The sequence below is a fragment of the Flavobacterium sp. MK4S-17 genome, from assembly GCF_009848495.1.
Taxonomy (GTDB): domain Bacteria; phylum Bacteroidota; class Bacteroidia; order Flavobacteriales; family Flavobacteriaceae; genus Flavobacterium.
Genome location: NZ_WWEP01000009.1, coordinates 98,759 through 114,423, shown reverse-complemented (window position 1 = coordinate 114,423; position 15,665 = coordinate 98,759). Strand labels below are relative to the sequence as shown.

Annotated in this window: 14 protein-coding genes and 1 pseudogene; 5 read left to right on the top strand and 10 right to left on the bottom strand. The window is 40.9% G+C overall.

Translation table 11 applies throughout. The features are described 5' to 3' along the window. Positions 1–79 precede the first annotated feature (79 nt). Entirely contained in the window at positions 80–1,513 is a 1,434-nt protein-coding gene (gene asnS, locus GSF09_RS04285; protein WP_159799703.1) for an asparagine--tRNA ligase, read from the bottom strand. A 110-nt stretch (positions 1,514–1,623) separates the two neighbouring features. Here asnS and GSF09_RS04280 point away from each other — a divergent pair, with 110 nt between their 5' ends. Next, on the top strand, positions 1,624–1,950 hold the full coding sequence (locus GSF09_RS04280; protein WP_159799702.1) for a multidrug efflux SMR transporter: 327 nt from the start codon (positions 1,624–1,626) through the stop codon (positions 1,948–1,950). Here GSF09_RS04280 and GSF09_RS04275 read toward each other — a convergent pair. The 4 genes from GSF09_RS04275 to GSF09_RS04260 all read right to left on the bottom strand — a co-directional run bounded on the left by GSF09_RS04275 (position 1,947) and on the right by GSF09_RS04260 (position 6,758). Continuing rightward, positions 1,947–4,439, bottom strand: a complete 2,493-nt coding sequence (locus tag GSF09_RS04275) for a DUF5686 family protein (protein WP_159799701.1) — start codon at positions 4,437–4,439, stop codon at positions 1,947–1,949. The genes GSF09_RS04280 and GSF09_RS04275 overlap by 4 nt on opposite strands. A gap of 170 nt (positions 4,440–4,609) precedes the next feature. Then, the gene (frr, locus tag GSF09_RS04270) at positions 4,610–5,170 is read right to left on the bottom strand and encodes a ribosome recycling factor (protein ID WP_159799700.1); all 561 of its coding nucleotides are present in this window, start codon (positions 5,168–5,170) and stop codon (positions 4,610–4,612) included. Positions 5,171–5,200: 30 nt separating this feature from the next. After that, entirely contained in the window at positions 5,201–5,908 is a 708-nt protein-coding gene (gene pyrH, locus GSF09_RS04265) for a UMP kinase (RefSeq protein ID WP_159799699.1), read from the bottom strand. A 70-nt stretch (positions 5,909–5,978) separates the two neighbouring features. Further along, positions 5,979–6,758 (bottom strand): patatin-like phospholipase family protein, encoded by a 780-nt coding sequence (locus GSF09_RS04260; protein WP_159799698.1) that lies wholly within the window; start codon positions 6,756–6,758, stop codon positions 5,979–5,981. An 86-nt stretch (positions 6,759–6,844) separates the two neighbouring features. On the opposite strand from GSF09_RS04260, the gene GSF09_RS04255 reads away from it, so the two are divergent. Continuing rightward, complete coding sequence (locus tag GSF09_RS04255; RefSeq protein WP_159799697.1) at positions 6,845–7,459, top strand: thioredoxin family protein; 615 nt, start codon at positions 6,845–6,847, stop codon at positions 7,457–7,459. A gap of 1 nt (position 7,460) precedes the next feature. Here the strand turns inward: GSF09_RS04255 and GSF09_RS04250 are convergent, their stop codons facing one another. From GSF09_RS04250 to GSF09_RS04230, 5 genes and pseudogenes are all read right to left on the bottom strand, one after another. Next, positions 7,461–8,087: a YiiX/YebB-like N1pC/P60 family cysteine hydrolase gene (locus GSF09_RS04250; protein WP_159799696.1), complete on the bottom strand. Its 627-nt coding sequence runs from the start codon at positions 8,085–8,087 to the stop codon at positions 7,461–7,463. After that, positions 8,084–8,785 carry a tRNA pseudouridine(55) synthase TruB gene (gene truB, locus GSF09_RS04245; protein ID WP_159799695.1) on the bottom strand — a complete coding sequence of 234 codons (702 nt, stop codon included), beginning with the start codon at positions 8,783–8,785 and terminating at the stop codon, positions 8,084–8,086. Before truB ends, GSF09_RS04250 begins: the two co-directional genes overlap by 4 nt. A gap of 1 nt (position 8,786) precedes the next feature. Then, positions 8,787–9,602, bottom strand: coding sequence for an undecaprenyl-diphosphate phosphatase (locus tag GSF09_RS04240; RefSeq protein ID WP_159799694.1), 816 nt, complete (start codon positions 9,600–9,602; stop codon positions 8,787–8,789). Positions 9,603–9,686: 84 nt separating this feature from the next. Beyond that, positions 9,687–9,920 (bottom strand): annotated as a pseudogene (locus GSF09_RS04235) (DUF3098 domain-containing protein); the annotation flags it as partial. 32 nt (positions 9,921–9,952) lie between these two features. Further along, the gene (locus GSF09_RS04230) at positions 9,953–10,825 is read right to left on the bottom strand and encodes an ABC transporter permease (protein ID WP_159799693.1); all 873 of its coding nucleotides are present in this window, start codon (positions 10,823–10,825) and stop codon (positions 9,953–9,955) included. Positions 10,826–10,971: 146 nt separating this feature from the next. Between GSF09_RS04230 and GSF09_RS04225 the strand changes: the two genes are divergently transcribed. The 3 genes from GSF09_RS04225 to GSF09_RS04215 all read left to right on the top strand — a co-directional run bounded on the left by GSF09_RS04225 (position 10,972) and on the right by GSF09_RS04215 (position 15,650). After that, entirely contained in the window at positions 10,972–14,028 is a 3,057-nt protein-coding gene (locus GSF09_RS04225; RefSeq protein WP_159799692.1) for a leucine--tRNA ligase, read from the top strand. 146 nt (positions 14,029–14,174) lie between these two features. Further along, a complete protein-coding gene (locus GSF09_RS04220; RefSeq protein ID WP_159799691.1) occupies positions 14,175–14,852 on the top strand; it encodes a hypothetical protein in 678 nt (225 codons plus the stop codon). Between the two features lie 96 nt (positions 14,853–14,948). After that, positions 14,949–15,650 carry a zinc metallopeptidase gene (locus GSF09_RS04215; protein ID WP_159799690.1) on the top strand — a complete coding sequence of 234 codons (702 nt, stop codon included), beginning with the start codon at positions 14,949–14,951 and terminating at the stop codon, positions 15,648–15,650. The last annotated feature ends 15 nt before the right edge of the window (positions 15,651–15,665 follow it).

Genomic DNA, 15,665 nt, shown 5'->3' with positions numbered 1-15,665 from the left:
TTTTTGATAAAGGCGTTTTTTTGTATAATAAAAAAAAGCCCTGCAAATCTGCAAGGCTTTATTATCTCCATAAAATTTTTTAAAATTCTGCGTTCTGCGGTGTCCTTGGGAAAGGTATCACATCGCGGATGTTAGTCATGCCTGTTACAAAAAGCACAAGGCGTTCAAACCCAAGCCCGAAACCACTGTGTACTGCCGTACCAAAACGACGCGTATCCAGGTACCACCACAATTCTTTTTCATCAATGCCAAGGTCGGCTATTTTTTGCTGTAATACATCAAGGCGCTCTTCCCTTTGCGAACCGCCCACAATTTCACCAATGCCGGGGAAAAGTATATCCATAGCCCTAACGGTTTTATTATCGTCGTTAAGCCTCATGTAAAATGCTTTTATCTTGGCTGGGTAGTCAAACAATATAACAGGCGACTTAAAGTGTTTTTCAACAAGATAACGCTCGTGCTCACTTTGCAGGTCGGCTCCCCATTCATCAATAATATAGCTGAACTTTTTATTTTTGTTCGGCTTGCTGTTTTTAAGTATATCAATAGCTTCGGTATAGCTTACACGCTTAAAGTTGTTTTCAAGCACAAACTGTAATTTTTCAAGCAACCCCATTTCACTGCGCTCTGCCATTGGTTTCTGCTTCTCTTCATCGGCAAGGCGCTTGTCAAGAAACTCAAGGTCGTCTTTGCACTTATCTAAAGCATATTGAATTACATACTGTATAAAATCTTCTGCCAGGTCCATGTTGGCATCAAGGTCATTAAAGGCAACTTCCGGCTCTACCATCCAGAATTCGGCAAGGTGGCGTGAAGTGTTGGAATTTTCAGCGCGGAAGGTTGGCCCGAAGGTATATACCTGCCCTAACGCCATGGCATAGGTTTCGGCCTCAAGCTGCCCTGATACCGTTAGGTTGGTTTCTTTGCCAAAAAAATCTTCCTTATAGTTAACATTGCCTTCTTCTGTAAGCGGTGGGTTTTGTGCAGGCAATGCCGTAACACGAAACATTTCACCCGCTCCCTCTGCATCGCTGCCTGTTATAATAGGTGTGTTTACATACACAAACCCTTTTTCCTGAAAATACTGGTGTATGGCAAACGATAATACCGAACGCACCCTCATTACCGCCCCAAATACATTGGTGCGCACACGCAGGTGGGCATTTTCCCTTAAAAACTCAAGAGAATGTTTTTTAGGCTGCATAGGGTATTTTTCAGCATCGCTGTCGCCTAATATTTCAAGCGATGTAACCTGTACTTCATATTTTTGGCCGGAGCCTTTGCTTTCCACAAGGCTGCCTTTTATGGCTACAGCCGCACCTGTGGTTATCCTTTTTAAAGTTTCGGCAGGTGTGTTTTCAAAGTCAACCACACACTGTATATTATGTATAACCGAACCGTCGTTCAGTGCTATAAACTGGTTATTCCTAAAAGTCCTTACCCATCCTTTTACTGATACTTCATCAATCGGCTTAGTGCTGTTCAACAGGTCCTTAACTTTCGAATTTTTCATTTTTGCGTATTTGTATATTTTAATGAAAATGTAAATGCCTGCAAATGTAGTAAAAACAACAAAAAGGTTAAATTTTATAGTGTATAATTTGAAAAGTTTACATTAGCATAATGAACTGGATAATACTTATTATAGCCGGGCTTTTTGAAGTGGGTTTTGCTTTTTGCCTCGGCAAGGCCAAAGAGGCTCAGGGAATGGCATCTAATTATTGGCTGGGAGGTTTTTTACTTTGCCTTACAATCAGCATGGTGTTGTTGTACAAAGCCACGCAAACGCTGCCTATTGGCACTGCTTATGCAGTGTGGACGGGTGTAGGTGCAGTAGGTACCGTACTGGTAGGTATTTTTATTTTTAAAGAGCCTGCCACTTTTTGGAGGCTGTTTTTTATTACCACACTCATCGCATCTATAGTAGGGCTAAAGGTGGTGTCACATTAAAAAAGGTTGAGCGTAAAGGATAGCTTAACCGAAATATTTTTGTCAAAATCCTGAAGATAGTATGGGCCGTAACGGTAAAATGCACTGATGCCAAATCCCAGGAAAATTTCGTTAAGTTCCAGCCCGCTTTCATAGTAACCCTTTTCAAGGGTGTTATAGTCAATACCCAAATGCTTCTCTTTGTGATCCATATTACCCCAGGCAAAACGTGAAACAAAAACGGGCGACAGCTTAATTTGGTCTATCAGTGTAAATCGCCTTAAAGCATGTTTTGCCTGTACTATTACATACCTGCTGGAAAAAAACTCATTAAAATACATGGTTTCAAAACTGTTCTTGCCTGCCAGTGTTACCCTTTGCAGTATAGCATCTTTGTTAAGGCTGTTGGGCGATGTACTGTATAAATGTGTTAGCGGGGTATCACCCACTGCAAGCCCCGACTGTATTAAAAATGAAGTTTTTTGCCCGTTAAGGTATTTCTTTTCATATTCTGTACGGAAATCAAATTTACCAAAGGCGAGGTCGCTGTCCAACACTCCCGAAACAGCCTGTGTATACTGAAAGGTAAATTTAGGGAAGCGTTTTTCGGTTTCAATCTTACCGTTAGGGGTTTGCATATAATCGCTAAACGGATTCCATTGCATGGAAACGGTAGCCATAGTAAGGTTAAAAATACTGTAGGAACCATTGCCCGGCCTGAAAATATAATTGAATTTTGGCTCAATGCGGCTGCGTGTAACCTGCCAGTTGCTTTCAGTTTTTGGAATTATACGCGTTTCTATGTAGGCATGCCAGGTTTGGTAATTGTAAAAAGTGGTAAGGTTAAAAGGGCGGGGGTCATATATTTTAAACACACGCTTATCTGTAGCGAATGAAGTACTTGCAATTTCCCTCACATCATCCGTATAAGACCCGCCTATCCATGAATTGGAAAATTCACCCAGCCTTACCGCCGCACCCAGGCTATATTTAAATTCACCATCTTTGGAGCCATAAGCACCATAACCGTTTACCCTGAATTTTTCTGAAAACTTATCATTTGTGGTGCCGCCTGCACCCAAACGAAAGCCTTCATAATTATTATATTTTGCAAGGTATCTCAGGTCAAGGTCAAAAGGTCCTAAAGGCACATAACCGTTTACTATTTTTTTACCAAGGAAAATTTTATATTCAATATTTTCCTTGGTTACAATACTGTCAAGCGCGGCATAGGTGTTCCGGCTTCGTGTGTCAAGGCTGTCCGGTCGGTAAGTGTCCCAATAGGTTTCGGGCCTGTTTATGGCTTCGTCCTGTATCTCTATAATTACACTTTTATGCTTTATAGACAGTGGCTCGTTAAATTCCTTTTCAAAATTAACCGACTCTGAAAGCAGGTAGATATAATCGGATGCTTCCTTTTCACGGTTTGGGTCGGTTTTGTCAACAGCATCAAACTTTATGGTTTCCCCCAGTATCTTTATGTCTTCAGGATTATTGCCCTTTACAACTTTAAGGGTTTTGCCTTTAGGAAACCATAAACCATATTTATTTTCAAATTCAAACAGGTGGGTGGAGGTAATGTCCAATACATTTTTTATCCTGAAAACAGCTTTTGCTACCCCATAAGTACTGCTGTCTATATACAAAATGCCTGAAAGGTTTTTCCTTTTCTTTCTTTTGGGAGCAAAGTAAACCATATAGGTTTTTCGTCCCTCAATAGGCAGGGTGTCCAGTATTTTATAATGATAATCTGCAAAGGCATTATCTGCCAGCGGGCCTTCGTATTTGTTTTCTAAAAGGTCTATATTTTTGCTATATACCGAATAAGATTGTAGTTTTAACCCTATTATTTCATAAAGTGGCTGTTTGAACCCGGCCATGCGGGTGGCGAGTACAAACTCTTTAAGCCCTGTGTTTTTTACATATCTATATTCAGAGATTTTTTCAGTCTGGTACAGGTGCCTGCGTTCTACTATTTTTTTAAACCTGAAGTCGGCAGAATCTATTTTTTCTAATCTTCGCCCGGTTTTTTCATATACATATATAGAGTCCAGTTTGCCCGATATAGAGTCAGGCTGTGCCGTTACTATAAGCCTGTTATAGGTTTTGTACCTAAAGCTGTTTAGTTTTTGCTCTGGATTATTTTGTGGCTTTCGCCGTATGGCTTCCCTGATTATGGCATTGGCAGGGTTGCCGGTATTTATAACTACTTCATCAAGAACTTCGGTATGCGGTTTTAAACGTACTGTATAATATCTTTTATTTTTATGAACCGTAAAAGTTTCAGGAGAAAAACCGGTATAAGATAAGGTTACAGCCTGCCCTGTTTCGGCATTTTCTATAGTGAATTTTCCATCTACATCTGCTGCCAGTATTTTTCCGTTGCTTAAAGTAATTGTGGCAAAAGGAAGTGTTTTATTATTCGTGCTGTTTCTTACAATACCGCTAACGGTAAATTGTGCATGGCAAACCGTGCTGAGAAGAAGGGACAAAAGAAACAGTAGCCTCATGAAGTTTTTAAGGTAAACGTAAATAACGGCAATTTGTTACCTGTGCAAAGATAGTAATATTAGCAACGGTATAACTTATCGTGCTATAATCATTATATTCAGCACTGGCTGGGTAGGAATTATAAAAAAAGCAGCCTATTTAAGACTGCTTTTTTTAATTGTGTGGATTTTTATACCTTCATTATTTCGGCTTCTTTTACAACCAGCAAATCATCAATTTTCTTTATAAAATTGTTGGTAAGCTCCTGTACGTCATCTTCTGCACTTTTGCATATATCTTCAGAAAGCCCGTCTTTTTCCAGTTTTTTAATTTCGGTGTTAGCGTCCTTACGGGCGTTCCTTACGCCTATTTTAGCGTCTTCTGCCTGCGCTTTGGCCTGCTTAACAAGGTCTTTCCTTCGCTCTTCGGTAAGGGCAGGAACATTAATTATAATGTTGTCTCCGTTATTCATGGGGTTGAAACCTATGTTAGCCATCATAATAGCTTTTTCAATAGGCTGCAGCATGTTTTTTTCCCATGGAGAAATGGTAATTGTCCTTGCATCGGGAGTGTTTACATTTGCCACCTGGGAAAGGGGTGTAAGCGAACCGTAGTAATCTACCTTTACACCGCCAAGCATTGCCGGGGTAGCCTTACCGGCACGTATGTTTAAAAACTCTTTTTCAAGATGTGAAACAGAGTTGTTCATTGATTCTTTTGTACTATCTAAAATAAATTCAATCTCTTCCATAAAGCATTAATTCTTATTTGTAGTTAAAAATTAAACATTTACTGTGGTACCCACAAGCTCGCCTTCGCACACTTTAACAAGGTTCCCTTTTTTGTTCATGTCAAATACAATTATAGGGAGTTCGTTTTCCTGGCTAAGGGTAAATGCTGTAGTGTCCATAACATTAAGCCCTTTGCTAATAACATCTTCAAAAGTAAGGGTGTCATATTTCACGGCAGTAGTATCTTTTTCAGGATCGGCAGTATAAATACCGTCAACGCGTGTACCTTTAAGTATCACATCAGCATTTACTTCCACTCCTCTCAAAACAGCGGCCGTATCGGTTGTAAAGTATGGGTTGCCTGTTCCTGCACCAAAAATTACTATACGCCTTTTTTCAAGGTGGCGCACAGCCCTTCTTTTAATATAAGGCTCGGCTATGGCCTCAATTTTAAGTGCTGTTTGCAGCCTTGTTGGCATACCCGCATCTTCCAGTGCGCCCTGTAGGGCCATACCGTTAATAACGGTTGCCAGCATACCCATATAATCTCCCTGAACCCTGTCCATACCGTTGCTGGCTCCTGCAACACCCCTAAAAATGTTTCCACCACCTATTACTATGGCAATTTCAACACCTTTGTCGTGTATCAGTTTTATTTCTTCGGCATATTCGGCAAGCCTTTTAGGGTCAATGCCATACTGCCTGTCTCCCATAAGGGCTTCCCCGCTTAGTTTTAACAGGATTCGTTTATATTTCATAGGGTTTAAATTGACTGCTGCAAATATAATAATAAAACTTTTGCATGAAACACAATTTTAGCCTGCCCAATTATACAATAAGCTCTTCATACGACTTTTTGGCAGCCTGGTAGCCTACGGTAAAAATTTCATTCATTTTGGCCTTATTGGTTTCAAAAGTGTTGTATAATGCAAGTTCGTCAGGGCTTATAACCCAATCGCATAGTGTAAATTTCTGCATGTTGGTATTGGCAGAAAGCAAATCGTAGGCGCGGGTGGTAACTGCTTTAATTGATTTCAGGTCAGATGCATCTATTTTTTGTATCGGGCTTACATACACACCTATAAGCGTGTCGCACCTGCCCTGTAATATATCTGTAGGGAAATGGTTAAGTATGCCGCCATCGCTATACAGCCTGCCGCCAATTTCATAGGGTGAAATAACCCCGGGAAAGGCAGAAGATGCCAGTACCGCATCAACAATTTTTATTTCGGGGCCAAATATGCGAAGCTTGCCCGAAACAAGGTCGGTAGCGGTTATATGCATTCTGTAGGGCAGGTCGCCCAGGCAGCCATCGCCAAAAACGCTGATAAAATAGTTTTTAAACGCTTCGGAATCTATGAAACCTGCTTTCCTGAAAGTGAAATGCCTCCAGTGAAAAAAGTAAATGGACTTAAAAAAATCAAGTATTTCTTCGGGTGATTTTCCGCTGGCATATAGGGATGATACAATGGCGCCGGAACTTGTGCCGGCAATATGCGAGGGGTTTATGCCTTTTTCTTCAAAAAACTTTAAAACGCCGGCATGTGCTATGCCTTTAGAGCCACCACCCGAAAGTATGAGGCCTATTGTGTTTCCTTCTAATTTCATTAAGGGTTGGATAATTACATGACTAAATTACATATTTTTATGGTATGGCTTTCTTTTTGCAATTACTTTTGCAGAAAATACTTACTATGGAAACGCTGATTGAAAAAAGCTTAAAAAACAGTTATTCCTATCAGGAATATAGAAATCATATATCTGCCTTGCTTTTAAAAGGGTTATCAACAGGCAATACCCAGAGCGAAGACCTTACCCACTACAGTACTTTAAACGAAGTGCGAATGAACCGCCTTGATAAAACTATAGCAATACCAGAGGAATTACAGCAAAGGTTAAAAGCTATAAAGCACAATTATGTGCTATTGGTTTTATCTGAAGGGTGGTGTGGGGATGCTGCACAAATTGTACCCGTTATGAATAAAATGCAGGCTGAAAACCCGAATCTTGAATTGAGGCTTGTGCTTCGTGACGATAATGCTGAATTAATGGATGAATATCTTACCAATGGGGCAAGGTCTATACCTAAACTTGTACTTGTAAATAAAGAAACGGGCGTGGCTTTAGGAAGTTGGGGCCCAAGGCCGCTCGGCGCAGCTCAGCTTATACGTGATTATAAAGAGAGGGATGGCAAAATTACAGAAGAAGCAAAAACCGAACTGCAAAAATGGTATCTGCATGATAAGGGGCTAAGCACTATGGAAGAAATTACACTTTTAATTGAAACAGCAGATAAAGCTGTTGTTTAGTTTAATCTTCTAAAATCCCTATAATATCAATTTTATCAGAAAGGGAAATACCTCCCGGATTACACCCAGGTTTTCCTTCGGGGATTTCCTTGCCAATTTCGGCATAGTAACTTACCCATGCCGGAAAGAAAGTATTTGTACCCGGCTCTTTATAGGTCATAGGGTATAACTTGAAAAAAGGCTTGCCACCGTTGGCAAAAAGGAAAGCATCATATATAAGTTCCGAACAGTAATAACTTCCATTGTTATATACATACTCATCATCATAAGGTACACCCAACTGGCGAAGTGAAAAATCAATTGCTCGCGGTATAAGGTGTTGATGTTGATTTTTTAACCTGCCTACATACATAGGCTTTTTTGTGTTTTTTGAAAAATTTTCAAGGGTGTTCAACCTTACGGCATTTCCTGCCGCTTCAATAACATATATAGTATCATTTCTGTGGTACACCATACCCATATGGCTAAAATCATTTCCATTATATCCTTCGGTAACGGCTTCAATAGCATCACATAAGGGGCCGCAGTCCATATCCTGAAAGATAAGGTCGCCGTCCTGCAATTGCTGTAGCTTTACATTTTGGGCAAAGGCAAATAAAGGAAGCAATAGTAATAAATATTTTCTCATGCCTGTTTATTTTCCACCGAGGCTTCAAAATCATTTGGAGTCATGGCATCAGTAACATTATAGTTGCCAATTTTAGTACGCCGCAATGCAGTAAGGTGTGCGCCACTGTTAAGGGCAATACCAAAATCGTATGCCAGTGAGCGTATGTATGTGCCTTTGCTGCACACTATCCTGAAATCTATTTCGGGTAGTGCAATACGGGTTAATTCAAATTCATGTATGGTAACGCTACGGGCTTCAATTTCAACATCTTCACCTTTACGTGCATGTTCATACAATCGTTTGCCATCTTTTTTTATAGCTGAAAAAACGGGTGGCTTCTGTTTTATTTCCCCTTTAAACTGATTTATTGCACTGTTAATCAATCCATCATTAATTTGCTGTGTGGGGAATGTTTGGTTTACTTCGGTTTCAAGGTCGTAGGATGGGGTAGTGGCACCTATATAAAAAGTACCTGTATATTCTTTCTCCATGCCCTGCAGTTCGGGTATTCGCTTTGTAAATTTACCTGTGCATATTATAAGCAGCCCTGTTGCAAGCGGATCCAGCGTGCCTGCATGCCCTACCTTTATTTTTTTTAAGCCCAAGTGTTTTTTCAGGCTCCACTTAATTTTATTTACAGCCTGAAACGAGCTCCAGTTAAGGGGTTTGTCAATCAGTAAAACCTGCCCTTCTGCAAATTCATCCGGTAATTGCAATTTAATTGGATTTGAAAGTTAAAAAATAGGCAAGGAGCAGTACCCCGGCAATAATCCTGTACCAGCCCCATGGCTTAAACCCATATTTTTTAATAAGCCCTATAAAGCCTTTAATGGCAATAATGGCTACAATAAAAGCAATAATATTACCGGTAAGGAACATTTTAATATTGTCGCTGCTTTGCGTGAGCAATTCATAACCTTTAAGCCCGCTGTGCTCGTACGTCTTAATAAAAATGGAATAAACGGTAACAGCCATCATGGTGGGTACAGCAAGAAAGAATGAAAACTCGGCTGCTGCCTGGCGTGTTAAGCCCTGCTGCATACCGCCTATAATGGAAGCTGCCGAACGGCTTGTGCCGGGCATCATAGCCAGGCATTGCCAAAACCCTATGGTAACAGCCTTTTTTATAGTGATATCCTCTTCCTTGTCTATTGTGGTGTTTTTAAAAAAGTCTTCTATAAAAAGCAATATAACACCGCCCACTATAAGCACTATGGCAATGGGTACGGGGTTGCCCAATACTGCCTCTATCATGTCATCAAATAAGTAACCCAGTAAAAGTGCGGGTACAACGGCGCATGCCAGCTTAATATAAAAATTAAATTTACTGAAATCAAAAAATTTGCGCCAGTATAAGGCAACTACTGCAAGTATGGCCCCAAACTGTATGGAAACCTGGAAAAGTTTTACAAAGTCATCTTCCTGAATGCCGTAGTAGGAACTGGCAAAAATCATGTGTGCGGTAGATGAAACAGGTAGGTATTCGGTAAGTCCTTCAATTATGGCAAGGATAACGGCCTGTATAAAATCCATTTATTTCTTTTTGTTTTTAAAGTTTTTAATTGGCTTGTCTTCAGGAAATGCATCTTCTGTATTTTCCTGTACCTGTTGCGGATTTGGGTTTTTAAGGATGGAATAAACCGTTATGCCAAAGCCTATAAGTACAACCGTAGGTGCCAGCCTTATCCTCCTGAAATTAAAAATTGCCTCGCTAAAAACTTTAGGGTCATCACTGCCGCCCCCTGCCATCAGCAAAAAGCCAAGCGCAATAACGGCAAGCCCTGTTAAAAGTATTTTATAATTAACCTTTTCAAAAAGGAACTGGGTTTTAATTTCGTTGTTATTTTTCACTTTAGTGTGTTTAAAGTTAATGTAAGTGGTTGTTAGTACAGGTCGTCAGTCCTTAAATTAAGGAAACGCTGTGTTGCAAAAAACGTGCTTATGGCTGTAATTATTATACCGAAGGCCAGCACTCCTGCCAGCACTATGGCTGTAGGAATCCAGTCTTCCCAAATGTTAAGCACAGGGAAAGCCTCATCAAGGTAATATACAAACCATATTAACGCACCTATTGCCAGTGCCGAACCGATAAGCCCCAGTTTTATGCCTCTCCAAACAAATGGCTTGCGGATAAACGATTTTGTAGCGCCTACCATCTGCATGGTTTTTATAATAAAACGGTGGGAATATATTGACAGCCTCAATGAGCTGTTTATAAGCAGCATGGAAACAAAAGCCAGTACACCGCTTATTACCAGTATCCAAAAAGTTATTTTTTTAATATTTTCATTGGCAAGCTCAACCAGCACGTTATCATATGTTACATCACCCACGGCAGGGTTGGAGCGGAACTGGACTTCAATATCCTTAATACTGTCTTTTTCTACAAAGTCACCTTTAAGGTGCAGGTCATAAGAGTTTAAAAGGGGGTTGCTGTCCAGCAGGGTTTCATAATCGCCCATTATATCCTTGTTCTTCTCTGCGGCGTCCTCCTTGCTCACATAAACATAATCCTTTACAAAAGGCGAATTTTTAAGCTGGTTGCCAAATGCCACCATGGCACTGTCGGTTGCTTCCCTTTTAAAATAAACCGTCATGGGGATATTTTCCTTTACATAGCCTGATATTTTTTCTGTATTAATTACAAAAAGCCCAAGCGCGCCCAGCAGGGTAAGCACTATAAAAATACTTAGCACTACCGAAAAGTAGGAAGAAATAAGCCGTCTTTTCTGGAATTTTTCAAAAGAAGATGCCATAGGTTACATTTTAGCGGTAAAAATAAATAAAGTATTTGTTTATACATAGTTTATAACGCCTAAACTTTATACATTCGTACAATAACCTTAAATTTGCACTTCTTTAAACTTTCGGACTTTTAAGATATTACAACTTTCTACTGAAAATGAGATACAATCCTAACGAAATAGAAGCCAGGTGGCAAAAACACTGGGCAGAGAACAACACCTTTAGGGCAGATAACCTGTCGGACAAACCAAAATATTATGTGCTTGACATGTTTCCTTACCCAAGCGGGGCGGGGCTGCATGTGGGGCATCCGCTGGGGTATATAGCCAGTGATATTTATGCGCGCTACAAGCGCCACATGGGTTTTAATGTACTGCACCCGCAGGGGTATGACAGTTTTGGGCTTCCTGCCGAGCAGTATGCCATACAAACCGGGCAGCACCCTGCCATAACTACCGAAACCAACATTAAGCGTTACAGGCAGCAATTGGATAGAATAGGGTTCTCATTCGATTGGGACAGGGAAGTACGTACAAGCAACCCTGAGTATTACAAATGGACGCAGTGGATATTTATACAGTTATTCAATTCCTGGTATAATAAAGATACCGATAAGGCAGAGAGCATCTGTACGCTGATACAAAAGTTTGAAGAAAACGGGAATGCGGGTATTAATGCAGTAAGTGATGAAAATATAGCCGCTTTTACCGCACATGATTGGAAAAACTACAGCAAAGAGCAACAGGAGCGCATATTGCTTAAATACAGGCTTACCTACCTTGCCGAAACCGAGGTGAACTGGTGCCCGGCACTGGGTACCGTGCTTGCCAATGACGAGATTGTAAACGGCGTTTCCGAAAGGGGCGGGCATCCTGTAATACGCAAAAAAATGACGCAGTGGAGCATGCGTATTTCCGCGTATGCCGAAAGGTTACTGCAGGGTCTTGAAACTATAGACTGGACAGAATCCTTAAAGGAAAGCCAGCGCAACTGGATAGGAAAATCGGTTGGGGCATCGGTTGTATTTAAGGTAAAAAATAATGACACTGACGCATTGGACTACATGCTGAGTGGAAATGATGCAGGGGAATATGCCGTTGAGGTTTTTACCACAAGGCCCGATACTATTTTCGGGGTAACTTTTGTAACCCTTGCACCGGAACATGAGCTTGTGGAGCTGATAACAACACCGGAGCAAAAAGATGCCGTTAAGGCTTATATTGAAGCTACTGCCAAGCGCAGCGAAAGGGAGCGTATGGCCGATGTAAAAACCATATCAGGAGTGTTTACAGGTGCTTATGCCGAGCATCCGCTTACCAAAGAGCCGATACCTGTGTGGATAGGCGATTATGTGCTTGCCGGTTATGGTACGGGTGCGGTTATGGCTGTACCTGCGGGCGACCAGCGCGATTATGATTTTGCAAAACATTTCGGCTTGCCGATACAGGACATATTTGAGGGTGCTGATATTTCGCACGAAGCTTTTTCGGCTAAAGACCCGAATGTGAAATTAAAAAACTCTGATTTCCTGGATGGGATGGATTATAAGCAGGCTGCCAAAGCTGTTATTAAAAACCTTGAGGATTTAGGTTTGGGCAAAGGCAAGACCAATTACCGCCTGCGCGATGCCGTGTTCAGCAGGCAAAGGTACTGGGGCGAACCGTTCCCGGTATATTATGTAAATGGACTGCCGCAGATGATTGATGCCAAATATTTACCCATACGCCTGCCGGAAGTGGAGAAATACCTGCCTACGGAAGATGGCCAGCCGCCTTTAGGAAACTCTAAAGAGTGGGCGTGGGATGTACAGAAGAATGAGGTGGTAAGTAACGATAGGATAGACAATGTTACCGTATTCCCGCTGGAGCTAAACACTATGCCGGGCTGGGCGGGCAGTTCATGGTACTGGCTGCGCTATATGGACCCGCATAATGATGAGGAGTTTGTGGGAAAGGCACACGAGCAGTACTGGCAAAATGTGGATTTATACATAGGCGGCAGCGAGCATGCCACAGGGCACCTGCTATACAGCCGTTTCTGGAATAAGTTTTTAAAGGACAGGGGTTATATAAACAGCGAAGAGCCTTTTAAAAAGCTGATTAACCAAGGAATGATATTGGGGACATCAGAGGTCTCTGAAGTTGCATTTATTTCAGGTTTTACAATGAATGATTATCAAGGTGAAAGAGCATCCAACACAGTATTTCTTCCAAGCGAAAATGAATCAGGTGATTTTTCTTATATATCACATTATACAAATGACGTAAAACATGTTTTTTTTAGTGCTGATTATGAGTATATTAGCGAATTTAAAAACGGAAGATATGCAGTACTTGGCAGTGAAATTATCCCTCATAGATTCGATGTCAACTTTGTTAATAATAATATTTTAAACATTAAGCAATATAGAAATGGTACTCATGGTTATGAAAATTCAATTTTTGTAGTTCAAAAAGGATACTATTATAAAGATGAATTTATTGAGTTATTTAAAGAAGGCTCAAAAGAGTTTAAAACAAGCTCTGAAGTCGAGAAAATGTCTAAGTCCAAATACAATGTGGTAAACCCTGATGACATCTGTGAGCAATATGGGGCTGATACCTTAAGGCTGTATGAAATGTTCCTTGGGCCATTGGAGCAGGCTAAACCCTGGAATACTGCCGGTATTACGGGAGTAAGCGGTTTCCTTAAAAAATTATGGAAATTGTATTTTGATGATAACGGGCTTATTGTAACCGCCAACCCTGCCAGTAAGGAAGCCTACAAAATACTGCATAAAACCATTAAAAAGGTTCAGGAGGATATAGAGAATTTCTCATTTAATACCTCGGTAAGCTCCTTCATGATTGCGGTTAACGAGCTTACGGCTATCAACTGCCATGAAAGGGTAATACTGGAGCCGCTTGCCGTACTTATTTCGCCTTATGCACCACACATAGCCGAGGAGCTATGGCACAGGCTTGGGCACCAGGGCAGTATAAGCACCGTAAAATTCCCTGTATTTAACCCCGAACATCTTGTGGAAAGCAGCAAGGAATACCCGGTATCTTTTAACGGAAAAATGCGCTTTAAGATAGAGCTGCCTATGGATATGCCTGCCGGCGAAATAGAAAAAGCCATACTTGCCGATGAAAGGACAGTACAGCAGCTTAACGGGCAGCAGCCTAAAAAAGTGATTATTGTACCCGGAAAAATTATTAATATAGTGGCTTAAGGCTATTATGAATTTTATTAAAAAGACCGCACATGTGTTATAACATTGTGCGGTCTTTTTGTTTTTTGGTTAATAATTGCATTTTTGCTTAAAATTTTGGCATATGTTTTGTAATTGCAAAATTACAATCACTAATTCAATTAAACATGAAACAAATTTTACTCGCAGCTATTTGTATTATCGAGACTAATTGTGCAGTAACGGCACAGGAATCACCTACTCAAAAAGAAATGAAGGAAAAAAGGAACTTTTATTTCGGTTTAGGCGTTGCGGCAAACGGTGACTATAAAATTAATGACAAACTGAACAATTCCGGACTGCCTGACCTTTCTCCCACAGTACCCGAAATTTCGTTTGGCTTCAATTATATGTGGACAAAAACACTGATGGATATTGAAGTGAATTCGTCCTATTATAGAGAGACTAAAGATGCTACACGCATCATAGCAATGAATGCAGGTGTTAAGGTAAGGGTTCACTATGTGCCGGTAAACAAGGAGAAATTTTTTGTTTCGGGTGGCCTGGATGTGTCATACCTAACGGGGGAGGTGAGCCTTTACAACAAGTATAATGAAGTTGACCTTAATGACCTTAACCCGTTAAACTATGCCGGGCAGATACATCTAACCAATGATATGGTTTATGTAGGGCCATCGGCAGCGTTTGGTTTCCTGCAGGATACCAACTGGCCTTTGCGTGTTAACGTAGGGTATGAATGGAATATATTAAACAGTAAGTGGGGTTCGGAGTTTGCCGATGTAAACAACACGGTAAAGGAAAGTGGGCACGGGCGCTTTTATGCTAAGTTAATATTATACCTGTAACAGGCTGTATAGCTGACAAAATATCATTAAAGCCAGTCCGTAAAAAGATTGGCTTTAAATTTGATGTATAATTTGTAAAATTAATCAAATTACAAAATGCTTATAGAATATTATATATTAATTGGTATTATAGCCCTTGCAAGTTTTGCCGCAAGCGCAAAGCTGCAAAGCAAATTCAGCTATTATTCAAAGGTGCACCTGCGCAATGGCATGAGTGGTGCGGAAATAGCGCAAAAAATGCTTAATGATAACGGTATTTATGATGTAAAGGTAATATCTACCCCCGGCAGGCTAACCGACCATTACAACCCGGCCGATAGAACCGTAAATCTTAGTGAAGCGGTTTATAACCAGCGCAACGCGGCAGCCGCGGCAGTTGCAGCCCACGAGGTAGGGCATGCCGTGCAGCATGCTACGGCTTATAATATGCTTAAGTTGCGTTCGCAGCTTGTCCCTGTGGTAAGTGTGGCATCTGGCATGTCGCAATGGTTGGTAATTGGCGGGCTTATTCTTGGTGCGGCATCCGGTTTGGGCTTTGGCTTTTATATTGCCGTAGCGGGGCTTGTATTGATGGGGCTTGCCACTTTATTCAGCTTTATTACCCTTCCTGTAGAATATGATGCCAGCAACAGGGCACTGGCTTGGTTAAAAAATAAAAATATGCTAACCCCGCAGGAATATGATGGTGCAGCCGATTCGCTTAAATGGGCAGCACGCACTTATCTTGTGGCAGCCATTGGTGCACTTGCATCACTTATATTCTGGGCACTACAGGTATTTGGAGGTTCGAGGGATTAATCATTATAAAAGATA

What these genes read in the sequence shown, in the direction of transcription:
- GSF09_RS04230 (WP_159799693.1), bottom strand. Translation starts at nt 10,825, where the DNA reads ATGGCATCTTCTTTTGAAAAATTCCAGAAAAGACGGCTTATTTCTTCC.
- GSF09_RS04220 (WP_159799691.1), top strand. Translation starts at nt 14,175, where the DNA reads ATGAAACAAATTTTACTCGCAGCTATTTGTATTATCGAGACTAATTGT.
- GSF09_RS04275 (WP_159799701.1), bottom strand. Translation starts at nt 4,439, where the DNA reads ATGAGGCTACTGTTTCTTTTGTCCCTTCTTCTCAGCACGGTTTGCCAT.
- GSF09_RS04280 (WP_159799702.1), top strand. Translation starts at nt 1,624, where the DNA reads ATGAACTGGATAATACTTATTATAGCCGGGCTTTTTGAAGTGGGTTTT.
- GSF09_RS04225 (WP_159799692.1), top strand. Translation starts at nt 10,972, where the DNA reads ATGAGATACAATCCTAACGAAATAGAAGCCAGGTGGCAAAAACACTGG.
- GSF09_RS04250 (WP_159799696.1), bottom strand. Translation starts at nt 8,087, where the DNA reads ATGAGAAAATATTTATTACTATTGCTTCCTTTATTTGCCTTTGCCCAA.
- GSF09_RS04255 (WP_159799697.1), top strand. Translation starts at nt 6,845, where the DNA reads ATGGAAACGCTGATTGAAAAAAGCTTAAAAAACAGTTATTCCTATCAG.
- GSF09_RS04260 (WP_159799698.1), bottom strand. Translation starts at nt 6,758, where the DNA reads ATGAAATTAGAAGGAAACACAATAGGCCTCATACTTTCGGGTGGTGGC.
- pyrH (WP_159799699.1), bottom strand. Translation starts at nt 5,908, where the DNA reads ATGAAATATAAACGAATCCTGTTAAAACTAAGCGGGGAAGCCCTTATG.
- asnS (WP_159799703.1), bottom strand. Translation starts at nt 1,513, where the DNA reads ATGAAAAATTCGAAAGTTAAGGACCTGTTGAACAGCACTAAGCCGATT.
- frr (WP_159799700.1), bottom strand. Translation starts at nt 5,170, where the DNA reads ATGGAAGAGATTGAATTTATTTTAGATAGTACAAAAGAATCAATGAAC.
- GSF09_RS04215 (WP_159799690.1), top strand. Translation starts at nt 14,949, where the DNA reads ATGCTTATAGAATATTATATATTAATTGGTATTATAGCCCTTGCAAGT.
- GSF09_RS04240 (WP_159799694.1), bottom strand. Translation starts at nt 9,602, where the DNA reads ATGGATTTTATACAGGCCGTTATCCTTGCCATAATTGAAGGACTTACC.